The sequence below is a fragment of the Pseudomonas abietaniphila genome (genome assembly GCF_900100795.1).
GTDB classification, from domain to species: Bacteria; Pseudomonadota; Gammaproteobacteria; order Pseudomonadales; family Pseudomonadaceae; genus Aquipseudomonas; species Aquipseudomonas abietaniphila.
Genome location: NZ_FNCO01000001.1, coordinates 291,779 through 314,089, shown reverse-complemented (window position 1 = coordinate 314,089; position 22,311 = coordinate 291,779). Strand labels below are relative to the sequence as shown.

Genomic DNA, 22,311 nt, shown 5'->3' with positions numbered 1-22,311 from the left:
GATCAAGACCGGGAGGCAATTTCGTCAAGGTGATCGAGCAGATCAAGCGGGTCGTCGTAGACTCTCAAGGCCCCGGCACGCTCCAGCTCACCCACGTCATAGCCACCGGACAGCACACCGACGCCCGTTGCTTTGGAGCGTCTGGCCGCGAGCATGTCCCAGATGGCGTCCCCAACCACGACGCACTGCTCAATCGGCACGCCCATCCGGTCGGCTGCCGCGAGGAACAGATCGGGATCAGGCTTGCCGTGATTCACGTCATCGCGGGTGATGATGGCGACCTCATCGAAACCCAACCCCAATGCCTTCAGATTGATTTTCGCCGTTTCCGCACCACCACTGGTGGCAATGCACCATTTGAGGTTTTCACGGGTGAGCGTGTCCAGCAGCTCTGCCGCGCCGGGCAGCGCGATAATCTGGTGTTGCAGCCTGGCGTAGGCTTGATCGTGCCTGTCACTGAGACGCTTGGCTTGCGCCTCGCTGATATTCAAGCCGGTTTCGCGAGAAAGCGACTTGAGCATCAGGCCGCCGCTCATGCCGATTTTTCGATGAATGCGCCACATGGCCAGCGGAATATTTTCCGAGTCGAGGGCTTCCTTCCACGCGGCGACGTTCTGGTAAACGCTGTCCGTCAGCGTGCCATCCAGGTCAAAGATGAACGAGGTTTTCGGTCGCATACATTCTCCGTTGCTTCAAAAGCCAGATCTTTCCAGCACTTCACAGCGCTCTATGGCGCGAAAGCGCGCAGGGCTTCAGACCGGGGCGCCTGATCGATTTCAAGTCATCTGAACATCAGGCTGAATCAGGCGGTCACTTTAGCCATCGCCGTGAACTGACTCTGCTTGTTGTTCACCCGCTCAAGCACCTCAGGCGGCGTGGACTCGCGGAACACCACCAGATGCCCCACGTCCTTGCCGCCCTCGGTGACCCGCTCGATATCGTTGATCATCCAGGTCTTCAACTCCTCGAACGTGATGCCCAGCTCCTGCGCCACTCGGTGGTGAAACTGTTCAGCGTCGTACTGATTGAATTGATCGTTATTCATAAGGCCGCCTTTTGGGTTAGCTGTCAGGGTGAGGCCACAGTGCACCTCGACAGTTCACTCATTCAGATGAGCTGATCGGCGTGCCAGCGGGTCAAAGCGGTAAGAGACAATGATGGAGCGTCTATGAACACAACCACCCCTGATGGACGCTATCTTGTCGTCAATGGACGGCTATGGCGTTGCTCGAATCCCGCCCTTGATGCAGGTGAACGGCAGCATTGGGTCAATCAGCTCATGGAGGCACGCAGGGCAGTAAAAGCAGCGAAAGCTTCGGGCGACCCTGACGAGATGAAGGTCGCACGGGCGGCCGTTCAGACCGCTAAAGTGGCACTGGGAGAACGTGGACCGGTCTGGTGGGAGGACGGCTCGCCAGACTTCAACCGCTACAAGGTCGCGAATACCCCTTACGCGGATGAGTACCGCACGCGGGATTCAGGCGATGCTTGAACAGCAGAACGGACTTTTCACGCGTATAAGCGTCCAATCCTCAGATGGCCCATTGGCCGCTCAAACCCGGATTCTTCAGCCAAGGACAACCGATGACCTTTTATATCTTCCTGATAGCCTGCTGCGCCGCTGCCACTACCGGCATCATCTTCAAACCGGGTGCGTGGTACGCATCGCTTCAGAAGCCCAGGTTCACTCCGCCCAACTGGCTCTTCCCTGTCGCCTGGACGACGATTTATCTGTTGCTCGCCTGGGCGGGTTATCGACTGACGCAGCTACCTGGCAGCGAGACCGTGTTGGCGCTATGGGCTGCACAAATTGCCCTCAACACGCTGTGGACACCGGTATTTTTTGGGGCGAACCGGATGCTTGCCGCCATGGTGATACTGGCCGTGCTTTGGGTCGTGGTCGCTGTGATGGTCGTCATGGCGCTGCAACTGGACGTCATCACCGGGTTGATCCTGTTCCCCTACCTGGTCTGGCTGTGCGTGGCCGCTGCGCTGAACTTCTCGATATTGCGTCAAAACCGATAACGGGGAGCGCCCTGCCAGCTTCATTACCGACGCCAGCCGCACAATCTTTCTTCAACCGCGACTGGCGGCGGTAATCACCACCTCGATCAACGCATTTCCCCCTAAATCAGCGACACCCACCGTCGCGCGAGCCGGCAAGTCCGGGCCGCCTACCCATGCCTTCCAGACGGTGTCCATGGCCGGTTTCAGCGTCAGGTCAGTCAAAAAGACTGTTGCGCTCAGGAGCCTGGTGTTGTCCGTTCCCGCAAGCGCAAGGTAGTCGTCGATTTTGCTGAGTACCTGTCGCGTTTGCCCCGCCATGTCCAGGCGCTCGTCATCGGCGGTGACGCCACCCAGGAACACAAGCCCGCCGTGCTCGACGACGCGGTGCATGATGGGGGTTTGCAAATGTCTAACGGTCATCGCAAAGGGCTCGTTCAGTAAGGGATGGGGAGGCGTCGGTGGCGTTTTCGGGGTGCAGCCCGGTCACGGCAAACGTGTCGGCGTCGCCGTGCGGTAATGCTGCGATTTCGGACAGCCTGAGCGGCTTGATGGGCGGACGCAGTCGGTAGGTGCCAATGTCACCCGGCTCGGTGCCCTGCTCATCCGCCAGGAGTTCGGCCACCGTGGAACCGCACATTCGCCCTTGGCAAGGCCCCATGCCGCAGCGAGTGAACACCTTCAGTTGATTGGGCCCTGTCACGCCGCGGCGAGCCGCACGCCGAATGGCACCGACCGTCACCTCCTCACACCGGCAGACCACGGTCGATTCGTCCTCAGGTGCGAGGAAATGGCGGGCGGGCAAATAGACCGTGTCGATGAAGGGTCGCCCACGCTGCAACCGTGCGCATTCGCGAAGCGTACCCTGGCGTCGCGCTTCGAACGGATGGGCATCGCCCGGCGACAACTCGGCCATGACTGCCAGTGCGACAGCCCGTCCGGCCTCAGCGGACGCGAGGGCTCCGGCCATTCGAGCGCCGTCCCCGGCGATGAAAATATCGGGCAGCGAGCTGCACCCGCGGTCATCGGTCCTGGGTTGAAAGGCTCGAAGCGTTTCATTCCACTCAAGGGCGCAGCCAGCGGAATTGGCCAACGCGGTGTCCGGGATAATTCCCTGGTGCAGCAGCAGGTGATCAACGGTCAGCGTCTCTTCAAAGCGGTCGGTCTTGAAACGCACGGCAGTGGCGCGATCCCGTCCCTCTACCTGCAGCCGCCGAACGCCGGACACCACCCTCAGGCTGCGTCGCGCCTTGAACAGCAACGCAGCGCCCTTGAGCGCATAGGGCGAAACGAGAAATGAAGGCAGATACCGCCAGCCGCGCCGCAGCCCCCCGCCCGTGTCGAGCAAGGCAACGATGTCCGCGCCCGCATCCTTGAGCTGGACGGCGAGTTGGTAGAGCAATGGCCCACAGCCCGCCAGCACGACGCGCCCTGACGGCACCAGGCCGGCGGATTTGAGCGCTATCTGCGCAGCGCCCGCCGTCATGACGCCGGGGAGCGTCCAGCCGGGCACCGGCATCGGGCGTTCCAATGCACCCGTGGCCAGAATGACTCGCCGGGCTTGAACATGCCGGGCGACGCCGCCCAACGAAATCCCGACCCGTGCATAAGGCTCATCCAGCGACGGGTTCGCGCTGTCCAGACTCCACACCCGGCAACGCGGTGCATAGGTCAGCGCAGACGTCATGAACACGGCCGCTATCGGCCGGCCGGCCCAGTACGCGGCGCCCAGATACGGCCTCTTGGTCTGGGCGTTGAGGGTAATGTGGCGATAGATCTGCCCACCGGGCGCCGGGTTTTCATCCAGCACCAGAACGCTCAGGCCTTCTGCGGACATCAGGGCCGCTGCGCTCATGCCAGCCGGCCCCGCGCCGACTACGATCACGTCGTACAGCTCGACGAGGTCGCCTGCGTGCGCAATCACTGAGGCCGTCATGATGGGGTCGCCTCATCCATCGAGCGCGCACCTGACTGACGAACGACGCGCATCCCGGCCTTCACCTCAACCTGACAGCCCTGGCAGCTGGGAACACCATCAATGACCACAAGGCATTCGAAACAGGCACCCATCAGGCAGTAAGGTCCCCGAGGTTCCCCACTCACGACACTGTCACGGCAGCTTTGAATGCCTGAAGCGAGCAACGCCAGCGCCACGCTCTCACCTTTTTCAGCCGTCATCGGGCGGCCCTCGAATTCAAAGCTTACGGCTTGGGAAATCGGAGCGAGTCTACGAAACATGCAACCTCCGCGAATGAAACGGCAGCAATGAGTCCGCCAGGTGTCCCGACGCGATCTGCGGAGCAATGTGCATTGCGTGCAGCGAGGTCAGCGTGACACCGGAATGACAGAGCATGAGAAAGGCGCCGGGATACGCAGCCGACTGTTCATAAATCGGCATGCCGTCGGGCGTTTTAACTCGCAGGCCGGTCCAGATACGCACCACATTCAAGTGCCGGATGACGGGGAATATCTGCGCGGCGCGATCGGCGAGGACGGCACTGATGCCGTGATTGACCGCCAACGCATTGGACTGCGTCTCCTGGCTTTCCCCGATCAGCACACTGCCCTCGCCGGTCTGTCGCAGCGAGCCGCCCACCGAGTCGAAAAAGGGCTGACACTTCTCCGTCACGATGACCTGCCCCTTGGAGCGCACCAACGGAGCGGACATTTCGACCATGGGCGCCAGACGCGTGTTGTCCAGGCCCGCAGCGAGTATCACCTTGCGTGCCCGAAGCGCGCCCCATGATCCGGTCACGGTGAATCCGCTCGCCATCGGTTCGATGTGCTGCACCGGAGAATGCGAACGGTATTCCACTCCACGCCTGGCCATCCCCAGGTGCAAGGCGTTGAACAGGCGCAGGGAGTTGACATGGCCGTCATAGCGGCAGAACGAAGCGCCGACCACGGTCGGCCCGATGTGCGGCAAGCGCGCGCGGAGCTCAGCGCGACCCAGCATTTCGTAATCGCCCAGGCCGCCATGGGTCTGGGCGGCAATGGTCGCCATGTTCGCTTGCAGCTGAGCGAGTTCGCGTTCCGACAAGGCGAAGTTGTAGCCACCCGGCTGCTGCAATTGCAGGTCGATACCGGTCTCGCGCTCGAGGGTCTCGGCAAAGGCTGGCCACTGCAACGCGGCGTCCCTGGACCACAGCGCGTAGTGCGGCTGATTGAGGCCTTTGTCACTGACCCAGACCAGCCCCAGGTTGGCGCGTGAGGCACGCGGGTCGAGGTCACCACCGTCGAGCACCAACACCTCATGGCCAAGGCCCGCCAGACCCCACGCCAGCGCGGCGCCCATGAGGCCCCCGCCGATAACGACAATTTCGCGCTCTTCCACACCGCTTCCTGCTTTAAATCACTGCACCGAACGTGCGGGTTGCGGTTAATGTGCGATTCGACGAGCATGAGGTCAAATGCCTAAAAACGCCTCGTGCATAAGCCAATATTATGGAGCCGCTCAATGAACTTCAGGCAGGTCGAAGCCTTTCGAGCGGTCATGACCACGGGAAGCATGACCGCTGCTGCGGAACTCATGTCCGTCACACAACCCGCTGTCAGCCGGTTGATCCGGGATTTTGAAGCCGCCACGCGTTTGCTGCTGTTCGAGCGCCACGGTAACCAGATCATTCCCACCCAGGCGGCCTTCACCCTGATCAAGGAAGTCACACGCTCCTTCGTCGGACTGGATCGATTGACGCAAGTGGCCGCCGACATCAGTCGTCACTCCGCCGGCTCACTGCGGATCTCGGCCATGCCGGCGCTGGCGAGCGGAATCCTGCCGCGTTTCGTGGCGCAATTCGTGCTCGACAAGCCCAATCTTTACGTGGCCGTCACCGGTCTCGGCTCCCCGCAGGTGATTGAAACCGTGGCGTCCGGACAAGCCGATCTGGGGTATGCGGACGGTCCGATCGACCGTTCCGGTTTCGATGTGGCGATGCAACCTATCGCAGCGGTGGTCGCCCTGCCGGATGGGCATCCATTGGCGCAGAAAGCAGTGATCTACCCTTCCGATCTGGCCGGGCAAAAGATGATCGCACTCGAACCTGGCAGCCTGTTCGCCATGCGCGTGGAGGTGGCGCTGGCTGGCGTGCCGCGCACCGTGACGCTGGAGGCGTTGCTGTCCCACACGGCGTTGATCATGGTCGCAGCAGGCGCCGGGATCACCATCCTTGACCCCACCGCCACGCTCGACTTCCTCGACAAGGGCATCACCATCCGGCCGTTCGGCGTGTTCATTGATGCCAGCTTTGCCGAGCTTCGCCAGTCGGGGCGCAACCGCTCGGCAATCGTCGATCTGTTCCGCAAACAGTTCATGGACTGGCACAACGATCTGATCGCTCAAACCGGCCTTGACCTTTCCCCCCCTCAATAACCCTTGCTTCGGTCGATGGCGCCCGCCAACGGCAAACCGGCCCGGTGCTGGGCGATCACCTCGAGCACCGTCGTCACGGCGGTCTCGGGGCGCGTCATGCTGGCAACGTGCGGGGTCAGCAAAATGCGAGCGTCATGCCAGAAAGGGTGATCTGGCGGCAATGGCTCCGGGTCGCACACGTCCAGCACGGCGGCGCGCAGGCGCCCCTCGTCCAGCGCGGCCAGCAAATCGGCATTGACCAAATGGCCCCCACGCCCGACGTTCACCAGCGCAGCGCCCTGGGGCAGTTGCGAGAACAAGCGCCGATCGAGCACACCCTGTGTCTGATCGGTCAAGGGCAACAGGCACACCAGAATGTCGGTGCGCGCCAGGAATTCCGGCAACTGCGCATCACCGGCAAACACCTCCACGCCCTCAATCTCTCCCCCCGAACGGCTCCAGCCCGCGAGGGGGAAACCAAACGGCTGCAATTGCCGCAACGCCTGCCGGGCCAACCGCCCCAGGCCAAGCACACCGACACGGCGCCTGGCGGCGGGCACATTGCGCACCTCCCGCCAGACCGCCTGCCGTTGCTGCGCCAGGTACTGCGGCCAGTCACGGTGCAGTGCAAGCACCGCCAACGTGACGTACTCGGCCATGTCCTGAGCAATCCCCGGCTCAGTCATTCTCACCACGGGCAGGTGCGCAGGAATATCAGCCCCGGCCAGTTGGTCGACACCCGCGCCCACTGAAAACAGGACGTCCAGATGGGGAAACCGCTCGGCCAACCGGTCAGGTGGTTGCCACACCACCAGGTAACGCACGTCTTCCACCGGCCCGGTTTGCGGCCAGATGTAAAACGGCATCTGCGGCGCCAACTGCCGGAACAGCGCACGCCATTCCTCCCCGCGTTCAGGGTCAGCCTTGTAGACCAGACTCATGGCCGTCAGTCCAGCTGAACCCAGACTTTGCGGGTGGTTTCGATCACGCGCCAGATGCCTTTGAAGCCAGGTTGCATGATGAAATTATCCCCCGCCTGAATGCGCTTGACCGGTTGGCCCTCTTCCACCAATTCCGACACGCCGGAGAGGATGGAGCAGAACTCCCAGCTCTCGCCCTTGATCGACCAGTACGCGCCGGGAGTGACTTCCCAGACGCCCGCCGTGACGCGACCGTCAGCACTTTTTGCAATGTCCCAGGTGGTGAACTGCGGGTCGCCCTCCACCAGACGGCCTGGCAGTGGCTCGCCTTTGCGGCCGGCGCCAAGGTTGGAAAAATCGAAATGGGTCAAATAGCTCATGTTCTGTGTCCTGTTCGTTGAGTGCTGTTGAATAGGTATTGATAAATGGATTACCGCTCGCCCGCCGCCCAGCGCGTAAGCTCGTCAGCGGCCAACTCCCCGTCGATGCACGCAAGCACCCGCTCGCCCATCAACGTGGAAAACTTGAACATCTGACCGTCGCAATTGGTGACGACCACGGCCTGGCCATCCTGCTGCACACGGAATTTGCTCGACGCGTCCTTGACGTAATAACCGACGGCCATGCGAACCGGTCGGTACTCCGATGCATCGCGCAGGTAAGGGGCAAAGTGGGCGATGACCTCGTAGCCTTCCTGGACATCGGCCTTGAACCCTGTGAGCGCTGGCGTACCGGCGCGGCGGTGCAATCCGGAGCCGAATTTGAGGCCGGTCCCGCCCGCAGGTGCCAAGGCGTAGTTGTCGCCAATGCCAAGGTCGGTGAGGCAGGGACCGTTGGCCCAATCCGCCAGGTACTGCTGCGGTGCATCGACATAGCACACCGCCTGGCGCCAGATCGGCAGATCGTCGAGTTGCGGCATCAAGCCCGGAAGCCAGGCCCCCGCCGCGACCACCACCGCATCGCCCTGGAGCACGTCGCCGTTATCGAGGGTCACGCGACTGCTGAAGGTGTCGATGTGAGCCACTTTGCTCTGCGAACGAAGTTCCCCGCCCTGCCCTCGCACCCAGGCCAGCAGGCTGTCGACGATGCGGTCGGCGAACAGCACGCCACCGTCGGCCTGATACAGGCCCTGAGCCGATGCCGGAAGCGTGAGTTGCGGACACAGCCGCTCCGCCGCGGCACCGTCCATCAATTCGTGGGATATCCCCAGGCGCTTGAACGTCGGCACGGTCAGCTGGATTTCGTCGTTCGCCTCAAGGGACACGCCGAAGGTGCCTGTGGGCACAAAGTGACGCTCGCCAATGTCCTGCCAGAGTCGGTCCCAGGCGCCAAAAGCCTCGCCAACCATCCGCGTATAGCCTTCAGCGTCACCGTATTGGTAACGGATCATCCGGTGCTGGTCATAGGACGCCGACTGGGGATTGGGTAACGGACCCTGCTCCAGAACGGTGACTCGATGACCGCGTTTCAGTGCGGCACGCGCGCAGGAAAGCCCGACGGCGCCAGCGCCGACGACGATGATGTGTTTCATGAAACGACCCTTGAGCAGAGCGCGACAGGCGTCGCGCGCACTAATGACATCCCGCGGACGCGGGAATCAGATCCGAATGTTGCGGGTGGCCTTGACGCCTCCCGACAAGTACTTCTCGAACTGGCGCACGAGCAGCATCGCCAGCAGATTGATCACCAGGTAAAACACCGAGGCGATCACAAAAATCTCGATGATGGCGAAGGTTTCGCTCATCAACCGTTTGGCGTATCCGGTGATCTCGAGCACCGTGATGGTCGACGCCAGGCTCGACTCCTTCACGACAATCGCGATCTCGTTGCCATACGCCGGCAAAGCCTGGCGCAGCGCAAGCGGAAAGCGAACCCGAAGCAGCGTGATCCACTTCGACATGCCGCAGGCTTGCGCGGCCTCTACCAGGCCGTGGGGTATCGACTGGAACGCTCCCCGAAAAATTTCGGAGGTGTAGGCCACGGTATTGAGCACCACGGTCAGAATCGCGCAGTTCAGACTGCTGCCCACCACCCACCAGAGGACCGGGTTGTGCCGCACGAACTCCAGCTGCCCCAACCCGTAGTAAAGAATGAACAGCTGCACCAACAGCGGCGTACCCCGAAAGAACGCGCTGAACGCCGAGCAACCGGCCACGACCCACCGCCTGCCGGACAACCGCAGCAGCGCCAGCAGAACCCCCAACGGCAGCCCCACCACCACGCCGAAGAACCCGATGAGCAAGGTCACCTGTGCCCCTTTGAGCAGAAACGGAATGGCTTCCTGCAGCAACTCCATGTCCATCAGTGTGCCCCTCTGAATCCGCGATTCAGGCGCACTTCACACACCCGAAACAGTCGCTGGCTGAGCCAGGTGATCAACAGAAACACCAGGCCGGCAATGAGGTAGAAAACCAGCGGGCTACGGGAGATGCCCGCCGCCAGCGCCGCCGTTCGCATCAACTCGCCCAGGCCGACAACCGACACCAGTGAGGTGTCCTTGATCGTCATCTGCCAGACGTTGTTGAGGCCCGACAACGCACCGCGCAACATAAGCGGCAAGACCACTCGCAGGTAAATGGCCCTGCGCGGCATCGCCAGTGATTTCGACGCCTCGATCAGCCCCTCCGGAATCGCCTGCAGTGCGCCACGCAGCACTTCCACCGAATAGGCACTGGAAATGATGCTGATGGCCAACACCCCCATCAGAAACGGATAGGCGCTGCGCAACGCCGACTGAAACCCGAAGAACGCACCGATCTTGTCGACGACCTGCACTGAGCCGAAGAAAATCAGGTAGATGATCAGCAGCCCCGGAATGCTGCGTACCAGCATGGTGTAGGCCTCGACCAAGCGGCCCAGCGCATAGACCTCGCGCCAGCGCACGATCGCCAGTGGCAGCGCGACGATCAAGCCGACGCACATGCCCAGCAAAGCCAATCCCAAGGTCACGGCACTGCCTTTGAGCAGGGAAACCGCCCAGCCCTGCTCGAATAAAAACCGCCATACGTCAGTCATCAACCACCCGACTCATTCAATACTGCATGAACGCTGCTCTTGCCCCACACGCTGGCAAGAGCCACGGTGGCCGTTCTACTGCTTGCAGGCGATGGCGTAGTCTTCGTCGAACCACTTCTGGCTGATCGCCGAGAGTTCGCCTTTTTTCGACAGTGCACAGAGGGCCGTGTCGACCTTCGCCTGCAACGCGGTGTTGCCTTTACGGATCCCGACGCCCATGCCGTAGCCCAGCACGGTCGGGTCATCGGCTTGTCGCACGGCGACCTTCACGCGGGTGAACTTCGCACCGCCCGGCGTCTTGAAGAAATCCGTCCAGGTGGGCGAATCGCTGTAAGCGGAATCAATGCGTCCGGCCTCAAGATCGGCCAGCATCTGGGTCGTCGCGTCGTAGGTCTTCACCTCGGACTTGGGCAGATGCTTCTGCACGTATTTGGCGTAGGTGGTGCCGTTGACCACACCCACCGTTTTGCCGTCGAGCTGCTTCTCGATTTCAGAGATCGAGCCCAGCGCGGCAATCGGCGAATCCTTGGCGATCACGTAATACTGCGGCACACCGCCGTACGGTATGGAGTAATCGATCTGCTTCTTGCGCGCTTCGGTAATGCCCAGGCCCGACACGATGACATCGAATCGATCCGTGCTCAGCGAGGGAATGAGCGTGCTGAACGACTGGACCACGAAGCGGCATTTGACTTTCATTTCACTGCACACCGCATTGGCAATGTCGGCGTCGTAGCCGGTCACATTCCCGTTGACGTCAGCCATGCTGTAAGGCGGGGCATCGCCCTCGGTGCCTACCGTCAATGTATCTTCCGCCGCGTTGACGACCGAGGTCATGGTGATCAACGCAGAGCCACAAACGAACGCGAGCAATGTCTTCTTCATCGAGAGATACCTAAGGTCAGTTCAGTGACGGCAGTGATTCAATGTTGCGCAAGGAATTTCCTGACGCGTTCGGACTTGGAGTTATTGAAGACCTCTTCCGGGGTGCCGTCGTCCTCGATGCCCCCTTGGTGCAGGAAGATGATGCGGCTGGAGACTTCCCGTGCAAAACGCATCTCGTGGGTCACCAGCAAAATCGTATTGCCCTCATCCGCGAGCTGGCGGATGACCCGCAACACTTCACCCACCAGTTCAGGGTCAAGCGCGGAGGTGGGCTCGTCGAACAACATGATGCCGGGCTTCATCGCCAACACCCGTGCGATGGCGACACGTTGCTGCTGTCCTCCCGACAGCGCCGACGGATAGGCTGAACACTTCTCGGCCATGCCAACCCGGGTCAGCACGTCGAGCGCCCTCTCCCGAGCCTCGTCACGTCGCAACTTCTTCACCCAGACCAACGCCTCGGTGACGTTCTCAAGCACCGTGCGGTGCGGCCACAGGTTGAAGCTTTGAAAGACCATGCCCAGTTCGGCACGAAACGCATCCACCAGGCGAGGATTGCTCAAGTGCACACTGCCGTCGCTGCGGGTTTCGATGTGCAGATCACGGCCGTTGACTTCGATGGCGCCGGAGGTCGGCATTTCGAGAAAATTCAGGCAGCGCAGAAACGTGCTTTTGCCCGACCCCGAGGAGCCTATCAGCGAGATCACCTCTCCCTGACGGACCTTCAGATCAATACCTTTGAGCACCGCGGTATCGCCAAATTGCTTGTGCAGCGCATCGACTCTGAGCACAACGGGTGATGTCTGCGTGTTCAAATCGATGCTCCAGTTCAAGCGGATCGGCGGGTGGGCGTGCCCTCAATCTGGAACGTGGCGACCATACTGTCAAATGCGATAAATATTGCCGTGCATAACCAAATGTTATTCACAATGGACTTCTGCACGCTGGGAACCATCGGCTACTCTAGGGCGAACTCAAGCCGCCTCAGGGGATCATGACCGTGGAACTGGACAGAATCGATGCAAGGCTGCTTGCCGAATTGCAACGCAACAACCGCGTGTCCAGCGAAGAACTGGGCGAGCTGGTCGGCCTGTCCAGCACCGGCATTCAGCGCCGTCTCAAGCGGCTTCGCAGTTCGGGGATCATCGAGGCCGACATTGCCGTGGTGTCGCCCAAAGCCGTCGGGCGCGACGTGATGATGCTGGTGATGGTCTCGCTGGAGCGCGAGCGGGCCGACATCATCGACACCTTCAAACATTCGATCCGCACGACCCCGGAAATCATGAGCGGCTACTACGTCACCGGTGATGCCGACTTCGTGTTGGTCGTGACGACACGCAACATGGAGGAGTACGAGCAATTCACCCGGCAGTTCTTCTACAACAACCCGAACATCAAGGGCTTCAAGACCATGGTGGTCATGGACCGGGTCAAGGCAGGTTTCAGCATCCCGATACCGGGCGCCGTTGAAGTCAAATAGCGCTCCGCCCATCCTGACTTCCCTGCAGAAACGGATTTGACCCCGGAGCCGCAGTAAAGCTGCGCGGTTTTCCGTTATTCGCAGTATTGCTGCGCTATCGACTGCCGTTACGCAGCTTTGCCCCTAGGGCCCGTCCGTAAAATGAGTCATCAGCCCGTCATCGACGATGAGACTCTGCACATGAACCACCTTGCCCCACTCGCGCTTGAGCAACTGCGCCGTCCGGATTTGCTGGAGACCCGCGCCTACATCAATGGAACATGGGTCGAGGGTGAGTCGCGTCTCCCTGTGACCGATCCGGCCACCGGCGCCGTGATCGCTCACGTTGCCCATTGCACTGTCCAGTGGCTGGACACCGCCATCGATGCCGCCAGCGAAGCGTTCCTGACCTGGCGGGATTTGCGCCCGGCACAGCGTGGTGCATTGCTGCGACGCTGGGCAGCTTTGTGCCGGGAACACGCCCAGGACCTGGCCATCCTGATGACCGTCGAGCAAGGCAAGCCGCTCAACGAGTCGCTGGGGGAAATCGAATACGGGGCCGGCTTTCTGGACTGGTTCGCCGCCGAGGGCGAGCGCAGCTACGGCGAGTCGATCCCCAGTCATTTGCCAGGCAGCCAGCTCAGTACGCGGATGCAGCCTATTGGTGTCACGGCGGCGATCACCCCGTGGAATTTTCCCCACGCCATGATCACTCGCAAGGCCGCCGCTGCCCTCGCGGCCGGGTGCAGCATGATCGTCAAGCCTGCTCCAGAAACGCCGCTTTCAGCGCTGGCACTGGCCAGGCTGGCCGAGGAAGCCGGCCTGCCGGCTGGCGTATTCCAAGTGGTGACCGGCGATGCACCGACGCTCAGCGCACGGCTGATGGAGCGCCCGGAAGTGCGCGCATTCAGCTTCACCGGCTCCACCCAGATAGGCCGGCTGCTGCTGCAGCAGTCGGCGCAGACGCTGAAAAAGGTTTCGCTGGAATTGGGCGGGCATGCGCCCTTCATCGTCTTCGACGACGCCTCGCTGGAAGAAGCGGTGGCCGGTTGCATCGGCGCGAAGTTCGCCACCTCCGGGCAGGATTGCCTGGCAGCCAATCGCATCTATATTCAACGGGCGCTGTACGAGCCCTTCGTAGCGGCCTTCAGTGAAGCGACGCGCCAGCTGAAAGTTGGCCATGGCCTGGAAGACGGCGTGGACATCGGGCCGATGACGCGTGTGTCGGTGGCCAACAAATGCCGTGACCAGATTGGCAACGCCCTGGCGCTGGGCGCACGACTGACCGCCGGCGGCTTGAACAGCGCCCTTGGCAGTTCATTCGTCACCCCGACCGTTCTTGCGGACGTTACCGACGACATGGACATCGCGGTGGAGGAAACCTTTGGCCCGGTCGCCGCCCTTCTGCCCTTCGACAGCGAAGACGAAGTCCTGCGCCGCGCGAACAACAGCGAATACGGCCTCGCCGCTTACGTCTACACCAACGACACCCGCCGCGCAGCCCGCGTCTCGGACCGGCTGGAGTTCGGCATGGTCGCCCTCAATACCGCACGCTTCACAGGGCCGCCGATTCCGTTTGGCGGCTGGAAACAATCAGGCCTGGGGCGGGAAGGTTCTCGTCACGGCCTGGCTGAATACATGGAACTCAAATACGTCTGCGTCGGCAGCCTCTAACCCCGCTTGGAGTATTCATCATGGATAAACACACTCAGGACCAGATCAGCGCACTCGACCGTGCGTCCGTACTGCATCCGTTCACCCAGCTGAAGGATTTCGCCAGCGGCAAGGCCGGGAACCCGACCATCATCGAAACCGGCAAAGGCATCCGCATCACCGACGCCACCGGGCGCGAGTACATCGACGGTTTTGCCGGGCTGTACTGCATGAACGTTGGCTACGGCCGCACCGAGGTCGCCGATGCGATTTCCCGCCAGGCGCACAAACTGGCCTACTACCACTCCTACGCCGCGCACACCACGGAAGACCTGGCACGTTTGTCTGACCGTCTGGTGCGCATGGCGCCGGGCAAGATGAGCAAAGTGTTCTATGGCATGTCCGGCTCGGACGCCAACGAAACCCAAGCCAAGCTGGTCTGGTATTACAACAACCTGCGCGGCCTGCCGAAGAAGAAAAAAATCATCAGCCGCGAGCGCGGATACCATGGTTGCTCGGTCATTGCCGGTTCCATGACCGGAATGAGCTTCTATCACGACCATATGGACCTGCCGGTTTCCGGCATTCTTCAGACCGGCGTGCCACACCATTACTGGGGTGCGGAACCTGGCGAGAGCGAGGAGCAGTTTTCAGCCCGCCGCGCCGAAGAACTCGAAGCCCTCATCCTGCGCGAAGACCCGGACACCATCGGCGCGTTCATCGCTGAACCGGTCCTCGGCACGGGGGGTATCACGCCGCCGCCAGCCGGGTACTGGGCAGCGATTCAACCGATCCTGAAAAAGTACGACATTCTGCTGATCGCGGACGAAGTCATCACCGGTTTTGGCCGCACGGGCGCCCTGTTCGGCTGTGACAAATACGGCATCGAACCGGACCTCATCACCGTCGCCAAAGGCCTGACCTCGGCATACGTTCCGCTGTCCGCCGCCATCGTCGGTGAGAAGGTCTACAAGGTGCTGGAAGACGGTGCGGATCGAGTCGGCGCCTTCTCCCACGGCTACACCTACTCCGGTCACCCACTGGGCGTCGCCGCGGCAAATGCCGTGCTGGACATCGTCGAGCGCGAAGACATTCCGGGCAATGCGCACCGGGTGGGCAGCTACTTCCAGCAGAGCCTGAAAGAGACGTTCGCCGGTTTGCCGATCGTCGGTGAAGTGCGTGGCGTCGGCCTGATGGCGGCGATCGAATTCGTCGCCGACCCTGCTACCAAAACCCGCTTCGATCCGGCCCTCAAGGTCGGTGCCCGCGTCTCCAAGGCCGCCCGCGACCTGAACCTGATCGCCCGTGCCATGCCTCACGGCGACATCCTGGGTTTCGCACCTCCGCTGGTGACCACCCAAAGCGAAATCGATGAAATCGTCGGCCTGGCGCATAAAGCCGTGCTGAGTGTGATGGACGAATTGAAGGTTTAAATTTCACGCCCCATCAAGCCCTGAGAACGTGGGTTCTCAGGGCTTTTTCATGGGCGTTTCAATGTCCGGAATCCGGAAGGTCTGCGTCATTTTATTTGCCCCAATGCGTTGCACTATGGCCGTGAGCCGGGTGATGCGTGAATCACATGATTACCGTCATCCATGCGCTTTAGAGACCACTCACAATTGCTCCACGCCTACAGCACCGCTCACAGCGCGTTGAGTGAATAAAGGCAGTACCCCGCTTACTTTTCCAGGAGCCATATCATGAAAGCCATCGTGTACGATCAGCCAGGATTGCCCATCGACAGCCTAACTTCGTTGTATGACATCGAAGTTCCGACACCGGTGCCTGGCCCACATGACCTGCTGGTTAAAATCGAGGCGATCTCTGTCAACCCGGTCGATAGCAAGTTGCGCAACAGCATGCCAACGGCCTCGCCGCGCATCCTGGGTTGGGACGCTGCCGGAACGGTCGAGGCCGTAGGGACCGAGGTCAGCGCGTTCAAAGTGGGCGACAAGGTCTGGTACGCCGGCGACATCACCCGCCCGGGAAGCTATGCCGAATATGGGCTGGTGGATGAACGCATTGCCGGTCATCGCCCTTCCTCTCTCGACGTCGCAGATGCCGCCGCGCTCCCGCTGACGACCATCACTGCCTGGGAATTGCTGTTTGACCGTCTTGGTGTGAAGGAAGGCGCAGGTCACGGTGAGACGCTGCTGATCATTGGCGCAGGGGGTGGAGTGGGTTCGATCCTGGTTCAGCTCGCCCGCAAGCTGACGGCATTGACGGTCATTGGCACCGCATCCCGAACGGAAACCAAAGACTGGGTCACGGCACTGGGCGCTCATCACGTCATCGACCATCGCCAGCCGCTTCAGGCTCAGCTGAGCGATCTGGGTCACAAGGAAGTCGATCATGTCATCAGCCTGACTCACACCGATACGTACTACGAGCAGATCGTTGCCCTGCTCAAACCCGAAGGTCAACTTGCCCTGATTGACGACCCCGCCACGCTGGATGCGATGCCCCTCAAGCGCAAATCCATCTCGCTGCACTGGGAGTTCATGTTCACCCGCTCCATGTACCGCTCTCCTGCCATGATCAAGCAGCACGCATTGCTGAACCGTGTGGCTGAACTGATCGATTCGGGCGTTCTGCAAACCACCACCGGCGCGCATTTGGGTGCGATAAACGCCGAGAATCTCCGCCGCGCCCACGTGTTGATCGAAAGCCACAGCGCGAGGGGCAAGATCGTGCTGGAAGGGTTCTAGTACACCCGCCGCTTGACGTGTCTGCCCGGTGGACACGGTTTTCATATCACGCACAGCGTCGCTTCTGCCCGAAGGAAACCGGCGTCATAGCCGGCACAGATTCGTCGTGGGAGCGCGCTTGCTCTGGGCCGCACTCGGACGATCTGCCGGGAACCGGCAGCAAAACCGGTGCATGCTGTGTGTCAGGTAAAACCGAGTCGCCTGATTTTGCTACCGCTGCGCGGCAGATCGCGGGCAAGGTGGAACGCCACCCCGGTCGCTCCTACGGCCTCCGGCCAGAATCAAAAGCTGTGAATTCTCCCCAACATCGCTTCTGCCCGAAGGAAGCCGGCGTCATAGCCGGCACAGATTCGTCGTAGGAGCGTGGCTTGTCCCGCGATCTGCCGGGAACCGGCAGCAGAACCGGTGCATGCTGTGTGTCAGGTAAACCGAGTCGCCGGATTTTGCTACCGCTGCGCGGTAGATCGCGGGCAAGGTGGAACGCCACCCCGGTCGCTCCTACGGCCTCCGGCCAGAATCAAAAGCTGTGAATTCTCCCCAACATCGCTTCTGCCCGAAGGAACCCGGCGTCATACCCCGCACAGCCTCGTCGTAGGAGCGTGGCTTGTCCCGCGATCTGCCGGGAACCGGCAGCAAAACCGGTGCATGCTGTGTGTCAGGTAAAACCGAGTCGCCTGATTTTGCTACCGCTGCGCGGCAGATCGCGGGACAAGCCGCGCTCCTACGGCCTCCGGCCAGAATCAAAAGCCTCGAATCCCCGCCCAAAAATCGCTTCTGCCCGAAGTAACCCGGCGTCATACCCCGCACAGCCTCGTCGTAGGAGCGTGGCTTGTCCCGCGATCTGCCGGGAACCGGCAGCAAACCCGGCTGATGCGGTCTCTCTGACACACCGAGTTGCCTGACTCTACTGCCGCTGCGCGGCAGATCGCGGGACAAGGTGGAACGCCACCCCGGTCGCTCCTACGGCCTCCGGCCAGAATCAAAAGCCTCGAATCCCCCCCCAACATCGCTTCTGCCTGAAGGAACCCGACGTCATACCCCGCACAGCCTCGTCGTAGGTAGGAGCGTGGCTTGTCCCGCGATCTGCCGGGAACCGGCAGCAAAACCGGTGAATGCGGAGTGTCAGGCCTCATCGAGTCGCCTGATTGTGCAACCGCTGCGAGGCAGAACGTGAAATGCGGCGCTGACACAAGCCGCGCTCCTTCAACGCTACCGAGGCAGCGTTCAGCCCTTCGAAACGATTTGCTCGATACAGTCAATGATCACTTGGGCGTTATAGGGCTTCGCCAGGAAACACACCGCGCCCGCCGTCACCGCACGTGTGCGAACGGATTCTTTTGGGTAAGCCGTGATGAAGATAATCGGAATGTGGCGTTCGGTTTCAGCCAGTTTCCGCTGCAGATCCAGTCCATCCATGCCTGGCATTTGCACATCGGATATCAAGCAATCGGTGTTATCGATGTCTGTAGAGGCGAGAAATTCTTCGGCAGAAGAAAACAGGCAAGGCCGGTAGCCTAAAGAGCGCACCAGACTGCCAAGGGCCATTCGGCATGATTTATCGTCATCGACGATAGCGATACAGGGGGCGTTATTCACGTTATTTTTCCTGGGCTCACGAAGACACGGATTAAATGCAGCGTGCGCCCGTCATTGACGTCCACTCTAGCGAATACAGTGTGCGGGGAAGTACCCACCCCTCGTGTTCATCCGCTTGTTCTCGGTGATGAAGTGCAGACTTGATTGGAATTTAATGGAGTACTGACCAGGGCCCGCCGTTAAGCCTGTCGTCAGGTTTAACAGGACGCGGCGACATCCACCAAGTGCGTGACCTCACCGCAGTTCTGCGATTGCCAGCGCCGTGGGCTTACACCTTTCAACTGCCTGAATACGCGCGTGAAGTAAGATTGGTCCGAAAATCCGCATTCTTGCGCCACTCGGCTGATGGGCACTCGCCCTGTTCTCAGCAGCGCTTCGGCGCGGCGTATTTTTTCCTGGCGAAGCCAGTCGTGCGGAGCCAACCCAGTGGCATTCTTGAACGCCCGCGAGAAATGGCTTCTGGAGATCGCACACTCATTCGCCACGCGCTCAATCGAACAGCCTTGGTCCATGAGCTCTATCATCAACGCCTTGGCTCTTTTGACCCGCCAGGGAGCCAGGTTTTCCTGGGTGCGCTTTGGCGACTGTTGATCATCAACCTCGGCTTGAGGCTCGGTCCGGTCATATTCATTGCAAAAACGTGAGGAGAAGCCAGGCTCTTCAATCAAACCGGCCGCACGGGCCGAAGAACCGTCGTCGTAAAGGCGGGTATCGAAAAACAGGCTCCCAGGATCGGCGGGGTTTGCCTTCGCGCTTTTGAGGAGCGCGCCTCCAGAGTAAGACTCCATCGATCGCTCGAGTCGAGTCAGTTTGATGCCCGGTAACATGACCACACGAATATCCTCTGCATCGGATGAAATGGGCGATACGGCCCCTGAAGCTTCTTTGCCCGCCATCACGATGCGCCGCAGGAACACCACCACGAAGGGCGGCGCACCCATCAGGAGAGTTGCAGTTGATGACCCGCCATGACGACGTCTGCAATGGAGTTGGCGTGCATTTTCCGCATCATGTTGGCGCGGTGAAGCTTTACCGTGATCTCACTGACCACAAGGTCGCTCGCGATCTGCTTGTTCAATAATCCGTTGACGACCCCGACCATGACTTGCCGTTCTCTGGGCGTCAGGCATTCGAACCGTTTGCGCAGAGAATCAAGGGCACGTTGTTTTTCCAGATACGCTTGATAGGCCGCGACCGCTTCGGTCACGGCATCAATCAAATCCTGGGATCGAAAGGGCTTGGTCAAGAAGTTCGCGGCACCTGCTTTCATGGCACGCACCGACATGGGGATATCCCCATGCCCCGTCATGAAAACGATGGGCAGATGGTTGCCGGATTCCGAGAGTCGTTGCTGCAGGTCAAATCCACTGTAGCCTTGCAGCCTGACGTCCAGCACGAGGCAGCCGGCCAAACCGGCCAGCGGGTCCGCGAGCATTTCGTTGGGGCCCGAGAACGCCCTGACGTCGTAACCCACCGATTTGAGCAAACTCGTGACCGCGCCGCTGACCACTTGGTCGTCATCTACCACGAAAACGATGGGCGCACCCGTTGGGGTGGGCGGCGAAGACGTGAAGGTATGCATTCAGCCTCCTTACGACTGTCGGCGGTGACGCGCCAGGCAAAACCGGACGCGTTCAGCGCTACCCACTCGCAGAGTTCATGACCGGTGCGGTTAACCCACAGGAATCGGGTTATCCACCAACGACTGGTTGAACCCATGAATCAACGCGTGCTCCTGCGAACCCGGGTTGTCACGCAATGGGCGGATGGCCTCGACGATCACCTCGGGCACATCGGTCGCCAGGCCCAGCATGGTCTCCTCGATAAACGCATCGAGCGGCATCGCACGAGGATCATCGCCCTTGTGAACGAGATCGGTATTGACCCAAGGCGGCGCGATTTCTTGCACCGTCACCGATGTGTCACGCAGCGTAAAACGCTGAGAAAGGGAGTAAGAATGCAGCGCCGCTTTGGTGGCAGAGTAAACCGCATTGCCGGCCAACGGCACGAAGGCCAGAACGGAGGTGTTATTGATGATCACGGCACGAGGCTGCGATTTCAGGTGTTCGATCAACGCCGAGGTCAGGCGGATCGGCCCCATCAGATTGGTCGTGATCGTTCCGATCATCGTGGCTTCGTCGATGTGCCCGGCGGCATCGTCGAACGGCATGATCCCCGCGTTGTTGATCAACACGTTCAACGACGGGTAGCGGCTGATCAGCGTCTTGGCCACCTTATCGATGCTTTCGGGGTCATTGATGTCGAGCTCGAGCCCTTCCATCCCCGGATTGGCCGCGATGACCTCATCGAGTAACGCCTTGCGGCGGCCTGCGATAATGACTTTATTACCCAGTTTATGGAAAGCCTCTGCGAGACCACGGCCAATACCCGAGGCGCCACCGGTAATAAATAATGTGTTATTGGTCAGTTGCATGGGGATCAATCCTAACGTGGGAAGTTCATGACAACACTTCATGATGTGCCGGCCATCAGCGCCGGTTAAGCCGTCAGTCGCCTACAACTTATTTATCGCCTAAACAGCGTAAAGAAGCCGGGGTTATTACGGCGAACTGCAGCGTGTTGTCACTAACTCTGGACCCGCAAGACGGCAGGGTCAATTCATACGAAAGGATAGGTCGCGTATCGAGACGAGGGGTTTACCCGATAAACACAGGCACCCGCTCGTCCCGATACTTCAATGGTTTTATACAACCGAGTCATCTTCTCGGGCATCACGTCGTAGCGACTGTGGCGATACGCCTAGTTTGCGGATAAACACTTCACGCAGATGCCGTCTGTCTCGAAACCCTGTCTCCCTGGCGATGACTTCCAGCGGGTGGTGACCCCGCTGAATCATGTTCCTGGCGGTCTCAAGCCGGAGCTGCTCCACGGCTTTGGCAGGGGACATGCCGGTTTCCGCCAGGAAAATCCGCCTGAATTGCCGCTCACTGAGGTGAACGACCCTGGCCAGGGCATCGGCACTCAAATCACCTCCAAGGTTGGCCCGCGCGTGGGCCAGCGCGGCCTGAATCCGGTCAGACTTGGGCGCTATCTTGAGCATTTCCGAGTGCTGGGACTGCCCGCCCGACCTGCGGTGATACATGACCAGGACGCGAGCGACTTTATTGGCCAATTCATGCCCCAGGTCATTCTCGACCATCCCCAGTACCAGATCCATGGCCGAAGAGAGCCCGGCTGATGTCCAGATGCTGCCGTCATTAATGAAGATCCTGTCAGCCTCGACATGGGTGTTCGGAAAACGCTCCTTAAAGACACCCGCATACGCCCAGTGCGTCGTGACACGCCGCCCCTCAAGCAATCCGGCCTCGGCGAGCACGAATGCGCCCGTGCACAGCCCGCCCACGCGCTGGGCGCGACCCGCGGCAGACTTGACGAAATCCAGCTCATCGACCGTGCTGTCCCGGGCAAGGGGATCGACAATGCCTGACACCATCCACGTATCGGCCTGCGACTCGGAGGACGCTCGCTCGGTGTTGACCGACGCCCCGATCGATGAAGTGATGACCCCGCCGGTCAGCGAATAATTGGTGACCTTGTAGACCTGCTCCTTGGCGACGACGTTGGCGAACTCGAACACTGACTGGGTGCCCAGCGCCATGACCTGGAATCCTTCCGTCAAGAAGTAACCGATCTTGTGCATTTTCTCTCCGTCCGGCGTCATGTCCGAAAACACGACCGTAAATGTCGTTTCAATTCCAGTCA

25 protein-coding genes are annotated in these 22,311 nt (G+C 60.7%); 7 read left to right on the top strand and 18 right to left on the bottom strand.

What is annotated here, in order from left to right; genetic code table 11:
* Window positions 1–2: 2 nt before the first annotated feature.
* Together BLS87_RS01255 and BLS87_RS01250 are read right to left on the bottom strand one after the other, a co-directional pair.
* On the bottom strand, window positions 3–677 hold the full coding sequence (locus tag BLS87_RS01255; protein WP_074749584.1) for an HAD family hydrolase: 675 nt from the start codon (window positions 675–677) through the stop codon (window positions 3–5).
* A gap of 125 nt (window positions 678–802) precedes the next feature.
* Entirely contained in the window at window positions 803–1,045 is a 243-nt protein-coding gene (locus BLS87_RS01250) for a hypothetical protein (protein ID WP_074749583.1), read from the bottom strand.
* Window positions 1,046–1,168: 123 nt separating this feature from the next.
* Here BLS87_RS01250 and BLS87_RS01245 point away from each other — a divergent pair, with 123 nt between their 5' ends.
* Window positions 1,169–1,492, top strand: a complete 324-nt coding sequence (locus BLS87_RS01245; RefSeq protein ID WP_074749582.1) for a hypothetical protein — start codon at window positions 1,169–1,171, stop codon at window positions 1,490–1,492.
* A 92-nt stretch (window positions 1,493–1,584) separates the two neighbouring features.
* Entirely contained in the window at window positions 1,585–2,025 is a 441-nt protein-coding gene (gene tspO, locus BLS87_RS01240; RefSeq protein WP_074749581.1) for a tryptophan-rich sensory protein TspO, read from the top strand.
* Window positions 2,026–2,076: 51 nt separating this feature from the next.
* Here tspO and BLS87_RS01235 read toward each other — a convergent pair whose 3' ends face one another.
* From BLS87_RS01235 to BLS87_RS01220, 4 genes are read right to left on the bottom strand one after another with little or no spacing between them, the layout of a single operon-like run.
* The gene (locus BLS87_RS01235) at window positions 2,077–2,427 is read right to left on the bottom strand and encodes a RidA family protein (protein WP_074749580.1); all 351 of its coding nucleotides are present in this window, start codon (window positions 2,425–2,427) and stop codon (window positions 2,077–2,079) included.
* Entirely contained in the window at window positions 2,417–3,940 is a 1,524-nt protein-coding gene (locus BLS87_RS01230) for an NAD(P)/FAD-dependent oxidoreductase (RefSeq protein ID WP_074749579.1), read from the bottom strand. The genes BLS87_RS01235 and BLS87_RS01230 overlap by 11 nt, the downstream gene beginning before the upstream one ends.
* Entirely contained in the window at window positions 3,937–4,242 is a 306-nt protein-coding gene (locus BLS87_RS01225; protein WP_074749578.1) for a (2Fe-2S)-binding protein, read from the bottom strand. The genes BLS87_RS01230 and BLS87_RS01225 overlap by 4 nt, the downstream gene beginning before the upstream one ends.
* Window positions 4,232–5,338 carry an NAD(P)/FAD-dependent oxidoreductase gene (locus BLS87_RS01220; protein ID WP_074749577.1) on the bottom strand — a complete coding sequence of 369 codons (1,107 nt, stop codon included), beginning with the start codon at window positions 5,336–5,338 and terminating at the stop codon, window positions 4,232–4,234. The genes BLS87_RS01225 and BLS87_RS01220 overlap by 11 nt, the downstream gene beginning before the upstream one ends.
* A 123-nt stretch (window positions 5,339–5,461) precedes the next feature.
* Here BLS87_RS01220 and BLS87_RS01215 point away from each other — a divergent pair, with 123 nt between their 5' ends.
* Window positions 5,462–6,373, top strand: a complete 912-nt coding sequence (locus BLS87_RS01215) for a LysR family transcriptional regulator (protein ID WP_074749576.1) — start codon at window positions 5,462–5,464, stop codon at window positions 6,371–6,373.
* On the opposite strand, the gene BLS87_RS01210 is transcribed toward BLS87_RS01215, so the two are convergent.
* From BLS87_RS01210 to BLS87_RS01180, 7 genes are all read right to left on the bottom strand, one after another.
* A complete protein-coding gene (locus tag BLS87_RS01210) occupies window positions 6,367–7,293 on the bottom strand; it encodes a 2-hydroxyacid dehydrogenase (RefSeq protein WP_074749575.1) in 927 nt (308 codons plus the stop codon). The genes BLS87_RS01215 and BLS87_RS01210 overlap by 7 nt on opposite strands.
* Window positions 7,294–7,298: 5 nt before the next feature.
* Window positions 7,299–7,652 carry a cupin domain-containing protein gene (locus BLS87_RS01205; protein ID WP_074749574.1) on the bottom strand — a complete coding sequence of 118 codons (354 nt, stop codon included), beginning with the start codon at window positions 7,650–7,652 and terminating at the stop codon, window positions 7,299–7,301.
* A 50-nt stretch (window positions 7,653–7,702) separates the two neighbouring features.
* Window positions 7,703–8,848, bottom strand: coding sequence for an NAD(P)/FAD-dependent oxidoreductase (locus tag BLS87_RS01200; RefSeq protein ID WP_341845428.1), 1,146 nt, complete (start codon window positions 8,846–8,848; stop codon window positions 7,703–7,705).
* Between the two features lie 21 nt (window positions 8,849–8,869).
* Entirely contained in the window at window positions 8,870–9,574 is a 705-nt protein-coding gene (locus BLS87_RS01195) for an ABC transporter permease (RefSeq protein ID WP_074749572.1), read from the bottom strand.
* Entirely contained in the window at window positions 9,574–10,287 is a 714-nt protein-coding gene (locus BLS87_RS01190; protein WP_208605125.1) for an ABC transporter permease, read from the bottom strand. The genes BLS87_RS01195 and BLS87_RS01190 overlap by 1 nt, the downstream gene beginning before the upstream one ends.
* A gap of 75 nt (window positions 10,288–10,362) precedes the next feature.
* Window positions 10,363–11,172: a transporter substrate-binding domain-containing protein gene (locus BLS87_RS01185; protein WP_074749570.1), complete on the bottom strand. Its 810-nt coding sequence runs from the start codon at window positions 11,170–11,172 to the stop codon at window positions 10,363–10,365.
* A 38-nt stretch (window positions 11,173–11,210) separates the two neighbouring features.
* On the bottom strand, window positions 11,211–11,987 hold the full coding sequence (locus tag BLS87_RS01180) for an amino acid ABC transporter ATP-binding protein (RefSeq protein ID WP_074749569.1): 777 nt from the start codon (window positions 11,985–11,987) through the stop codon (window positions 11,211–11,213).
* A gap of 185 nt (window positions 11,988–12,172) precedes the next feature.
* Here BLS87_RS01180 and BLS87_RS01175 point away from each other — a divergent pair, with 185 nt between their 5' ends.
* The 4 genes from BLS87_RS01175 to BLS87_RS01160 all read left to right on the top strand — a co-directional run bounded on the left by BLS87_RS01175 (window position 12,173) and on the right by BLS87_RS01160 (window position 16,992).
* On the top strand, window positions 12,173–12,652 hold the full coding sequence (locus tag BLS87_RS01175; RefSeq protein ID WP_074750207.1) for an Lrp/AsnC family transcriptional regulator: 480 nt from the start codon (window positions 12,173–12,175) through the stop codon (window positions 12,650–12,652).
* 180 nt (window positions 12,653–12,832) lie between these two features.
* Window positions 12,833–14,305 carry an NAD-dependent succinate-semialdehyde dehydrogenase gene (locus BLS87_RS01170; protein WP_074749568.1) on the top strand — a complete coding sequence of 491 codons (1,473 nt, stop codon included), beginning with the start codon at window positions 12,833–12,835 and terminating at the stop codon, window positions 14,303–14,305.
* A gap of 20 nt (window positions 14,306–14,325) precedes the next feature.
* On the top strand, window positions 14,326–15,717 hold the full coding sequence (locus BLS87_RS01165; protein ID WP_074749567.1) for an aspartate aminotransferase family protein: 1,392 nt from the start codon (window positions 14,326–14,328) through the stop codon (window positions 15,715–15,717).
* Window positions 15,718–15,984: 267 nt separating this feature from the next.
* Window positions 15,985–16,992, top strand: coding sequence for a zinc-binding alcohol dehydrogenase family protein (locus tag BLS87_RS01160; RefSeq protein WP_074749566.1), 1,008 nt, complete (start codon window positions 15,985–15,987; stop codon window positions 16,990–16,992).
* A gap of 1,224 nt (window positions 16,993–18,216) precedes the next feature.
* Here BLS87_RS01160 and BLS87_RS01155 read toward each other — a convergent pair.
* The 5 genes from BLS87_RS01155 to BLS87_RS01135 form a co-directional block, all read right to left on the bottom strand.
* Window positions 18,217–18,588, bottom strand: a complete 372-nt coding sequence (locus BLS87_RS01155; RefSeq protein WP_074749565.1) for a response regulator transcription factor — start codon at window positions 18,586–18,588, stop codon at window positions 18,217–18,219.
* Between the two features lie 197 nt (window positions 18,589–18,785).
* Window positions 18,786–19,529 (bottom strand): helix-turn-helix domain-containing protein, encoded by a 744-nt coding sequence (locus tag BLS87_RS33330; protein ID WP_083370567.1) that lies wholly within the window; start codon window positions 19,527–19,529, stop codon window positions 18,786–18,788.
* Complete coding sequence (locus tag BLS87_RS01145) at window positions 19,529–20,170, bottom strand: response regulator transcription factor (protein ID WP_074749564.1); 642 nt, start codon at window positions 20,168–20,170, stop codon at window positions 19,529–19,531. Before BLS87_RS01145 ends, BLS87_RS33330 begins: the two co-directional genes overlap by 1 nt.
* Before the next feature lie 90 nt (window positions 20,171–20,260).
* A complete protein-coding gene (locus BLS87_RS01140) occupies window positions 20,261–21,022 on the bottom strand; it encodes an SDR family oxidoreductase (protein WP_074749563.1) in 762 nt (253 codons plus the stop codon).
* Between the two features lie 270 nt (window positions 21,023–21,292).
* On the bottom strand, window positions 21,293–22,249 hold the full coding sequence (locus tag BLS87_RS01135) for a GlxA family transcriptional regulator (protein ID WP_074750205.1): 957 nt from the start codon (window positions 22,247–22,249) through the stop codon (window positions 21,293–21,295).
* Window positions 22,250–22,311 lie beyond the last annotated feature (62 nt).

Bases quoted from the DNA above. Each gene is read 5' to 3' on its own strand.
- BLS87_RS01135 (WP_074750205.1), bottom strand. From the start codon at position 22,249: ATGCACAAGATCGGTTACTTCTTGACGGAAGGATTCCAGGTCATGGCG.
- BLS87_RS01190 (WP_208605125.1), bottom strand. From the start codon at position 10,287: ATGACTGACGTATGGCGGTTTTTATTCGAGCAGGGCTGGGCGGTTTCC.
- BLS87_RS01140 (WP_074749563.1), bottom strand. From the start codon at position 21,022: ATGCAACTGACCAATAACACATTATTTATTACCGGTGGCGCCTCGGGT.
- BLS87_RS33330 (WP_083370567.1), bottom strand. From the start codon at position 19,529: ATGGGTGCGCCGCCCTTCGTGGTGGTGTTCCTGCGGCGCATCGTGATG.
- BLS87_RS01170 (WP_074749568.1), top strand. From the start codon at position 12,833: ATGAACCACCTTGCCCCACTCGCGCTTGAGCAACTGCGCCGTCCGGAT.
- BLS87_RS01210 (WP_074749575.1), bottom strand. From the start codon at position 7,293: ATGAGTCTGGTCTACAAGGCTGACCCTGAACGCGGGGAGGAATGGCGT.
- tspO (WP_074749581.1), top strand. From the start codon at position 1,585: ATGACCTTTTATATCTTCCTGATAGCCTGCTGCGCCGCTGCCACTACC.
- BLS87_RS01160 (WP_074749566.1), top strand. From the start codon at position 15,985: ATGAAAGCCATCGTGTACGATCAGCCAGGATTGCCCATCGACAGCCTA.
- BLS87_RS01235 (WP_074749580.1), bottom strand. From the start codon at position 2,427: ATGACCGTTAGACATTTGCAAACCCCCATCATGCACCGCGTCGTCGAG.
- BLS87_RS01195 (WP_074749572.1), bottom strand. From the start codon at position 9,574: ATGGACATGGAGTTGCTGCAGGAAGCCATTCCGTTTCTGCTCAAAGGG.
- BLS87_RS01215 (WP_074749576.1), top strand. From the start codon at position 5,462: ATGAACTTCAGGCAGGTCGAAGCCTTTCGAGCGGTCATGACCACGGGA.
- BLS87_RS01250 (WP_074749583.1), bottom strand. From the start codon at position 1,045: ATGAATAACGATCAATTCAATCAGTACGACGCTGAACAGTTTCACCAC.
- BLS87_RS01245 (WP_074749582.1), top strand. From the start codon at position 1,169: ATGAACACAACCACCCCTGATGGACGCTATCTTGTCGTCAATGGACGG.
- BLS87_RS01230 (WP_074749579.1), bottom strand. From the start codon at position 3,940: ATGACGGCCTCAGTGATTGCGCACGCAGGCGACCTCGTCGAGCTGTAC.
- BLS87_RS01205 (WP_074749574.1), bottom strand. From the start codon at position 7,652: ATGAGCTATTTGACCCATTTCGATTTTTCCAACCTTGGCGCCGGCCGC.
- BLS87_RS01225 (WP_074749578.1), bottom strand. From the start codon at position 4,242: ATGTTTCGTAGACTCGCTCCGATTTCCCAAGCCGTAAGCTTTGAATTC.
- BLS87_RS01185 (WP_074749570.1), bottom strand. From the start codon at position 11,172: ATGAAGAAGACATTGCTCGCGTTCGTTTGTGGCTCTGCGTTGATCACC.
- BLS87_RS01255 (WP_074749584.1), bottom strand. From the start codon at position 677: ATGCGACCGAAAACCTCGTTCATCTTTGACCTGGATGGCACGCTGACG.
- BLS87_RS01145 (WP_074749564.1), bottom strand. From the start codon at position 20,170: ATGCATACCTTCACGTCTTCGCCGCCCACCCCAACGGGTGCGCCCATC.
- BLS87_RS01165 (WP_074749567.1), top strand. From the start codon at position 14,326: ATGGATAAACACACTCAGGACCAGATCAGCGCACTCGACCGTGCGTCC.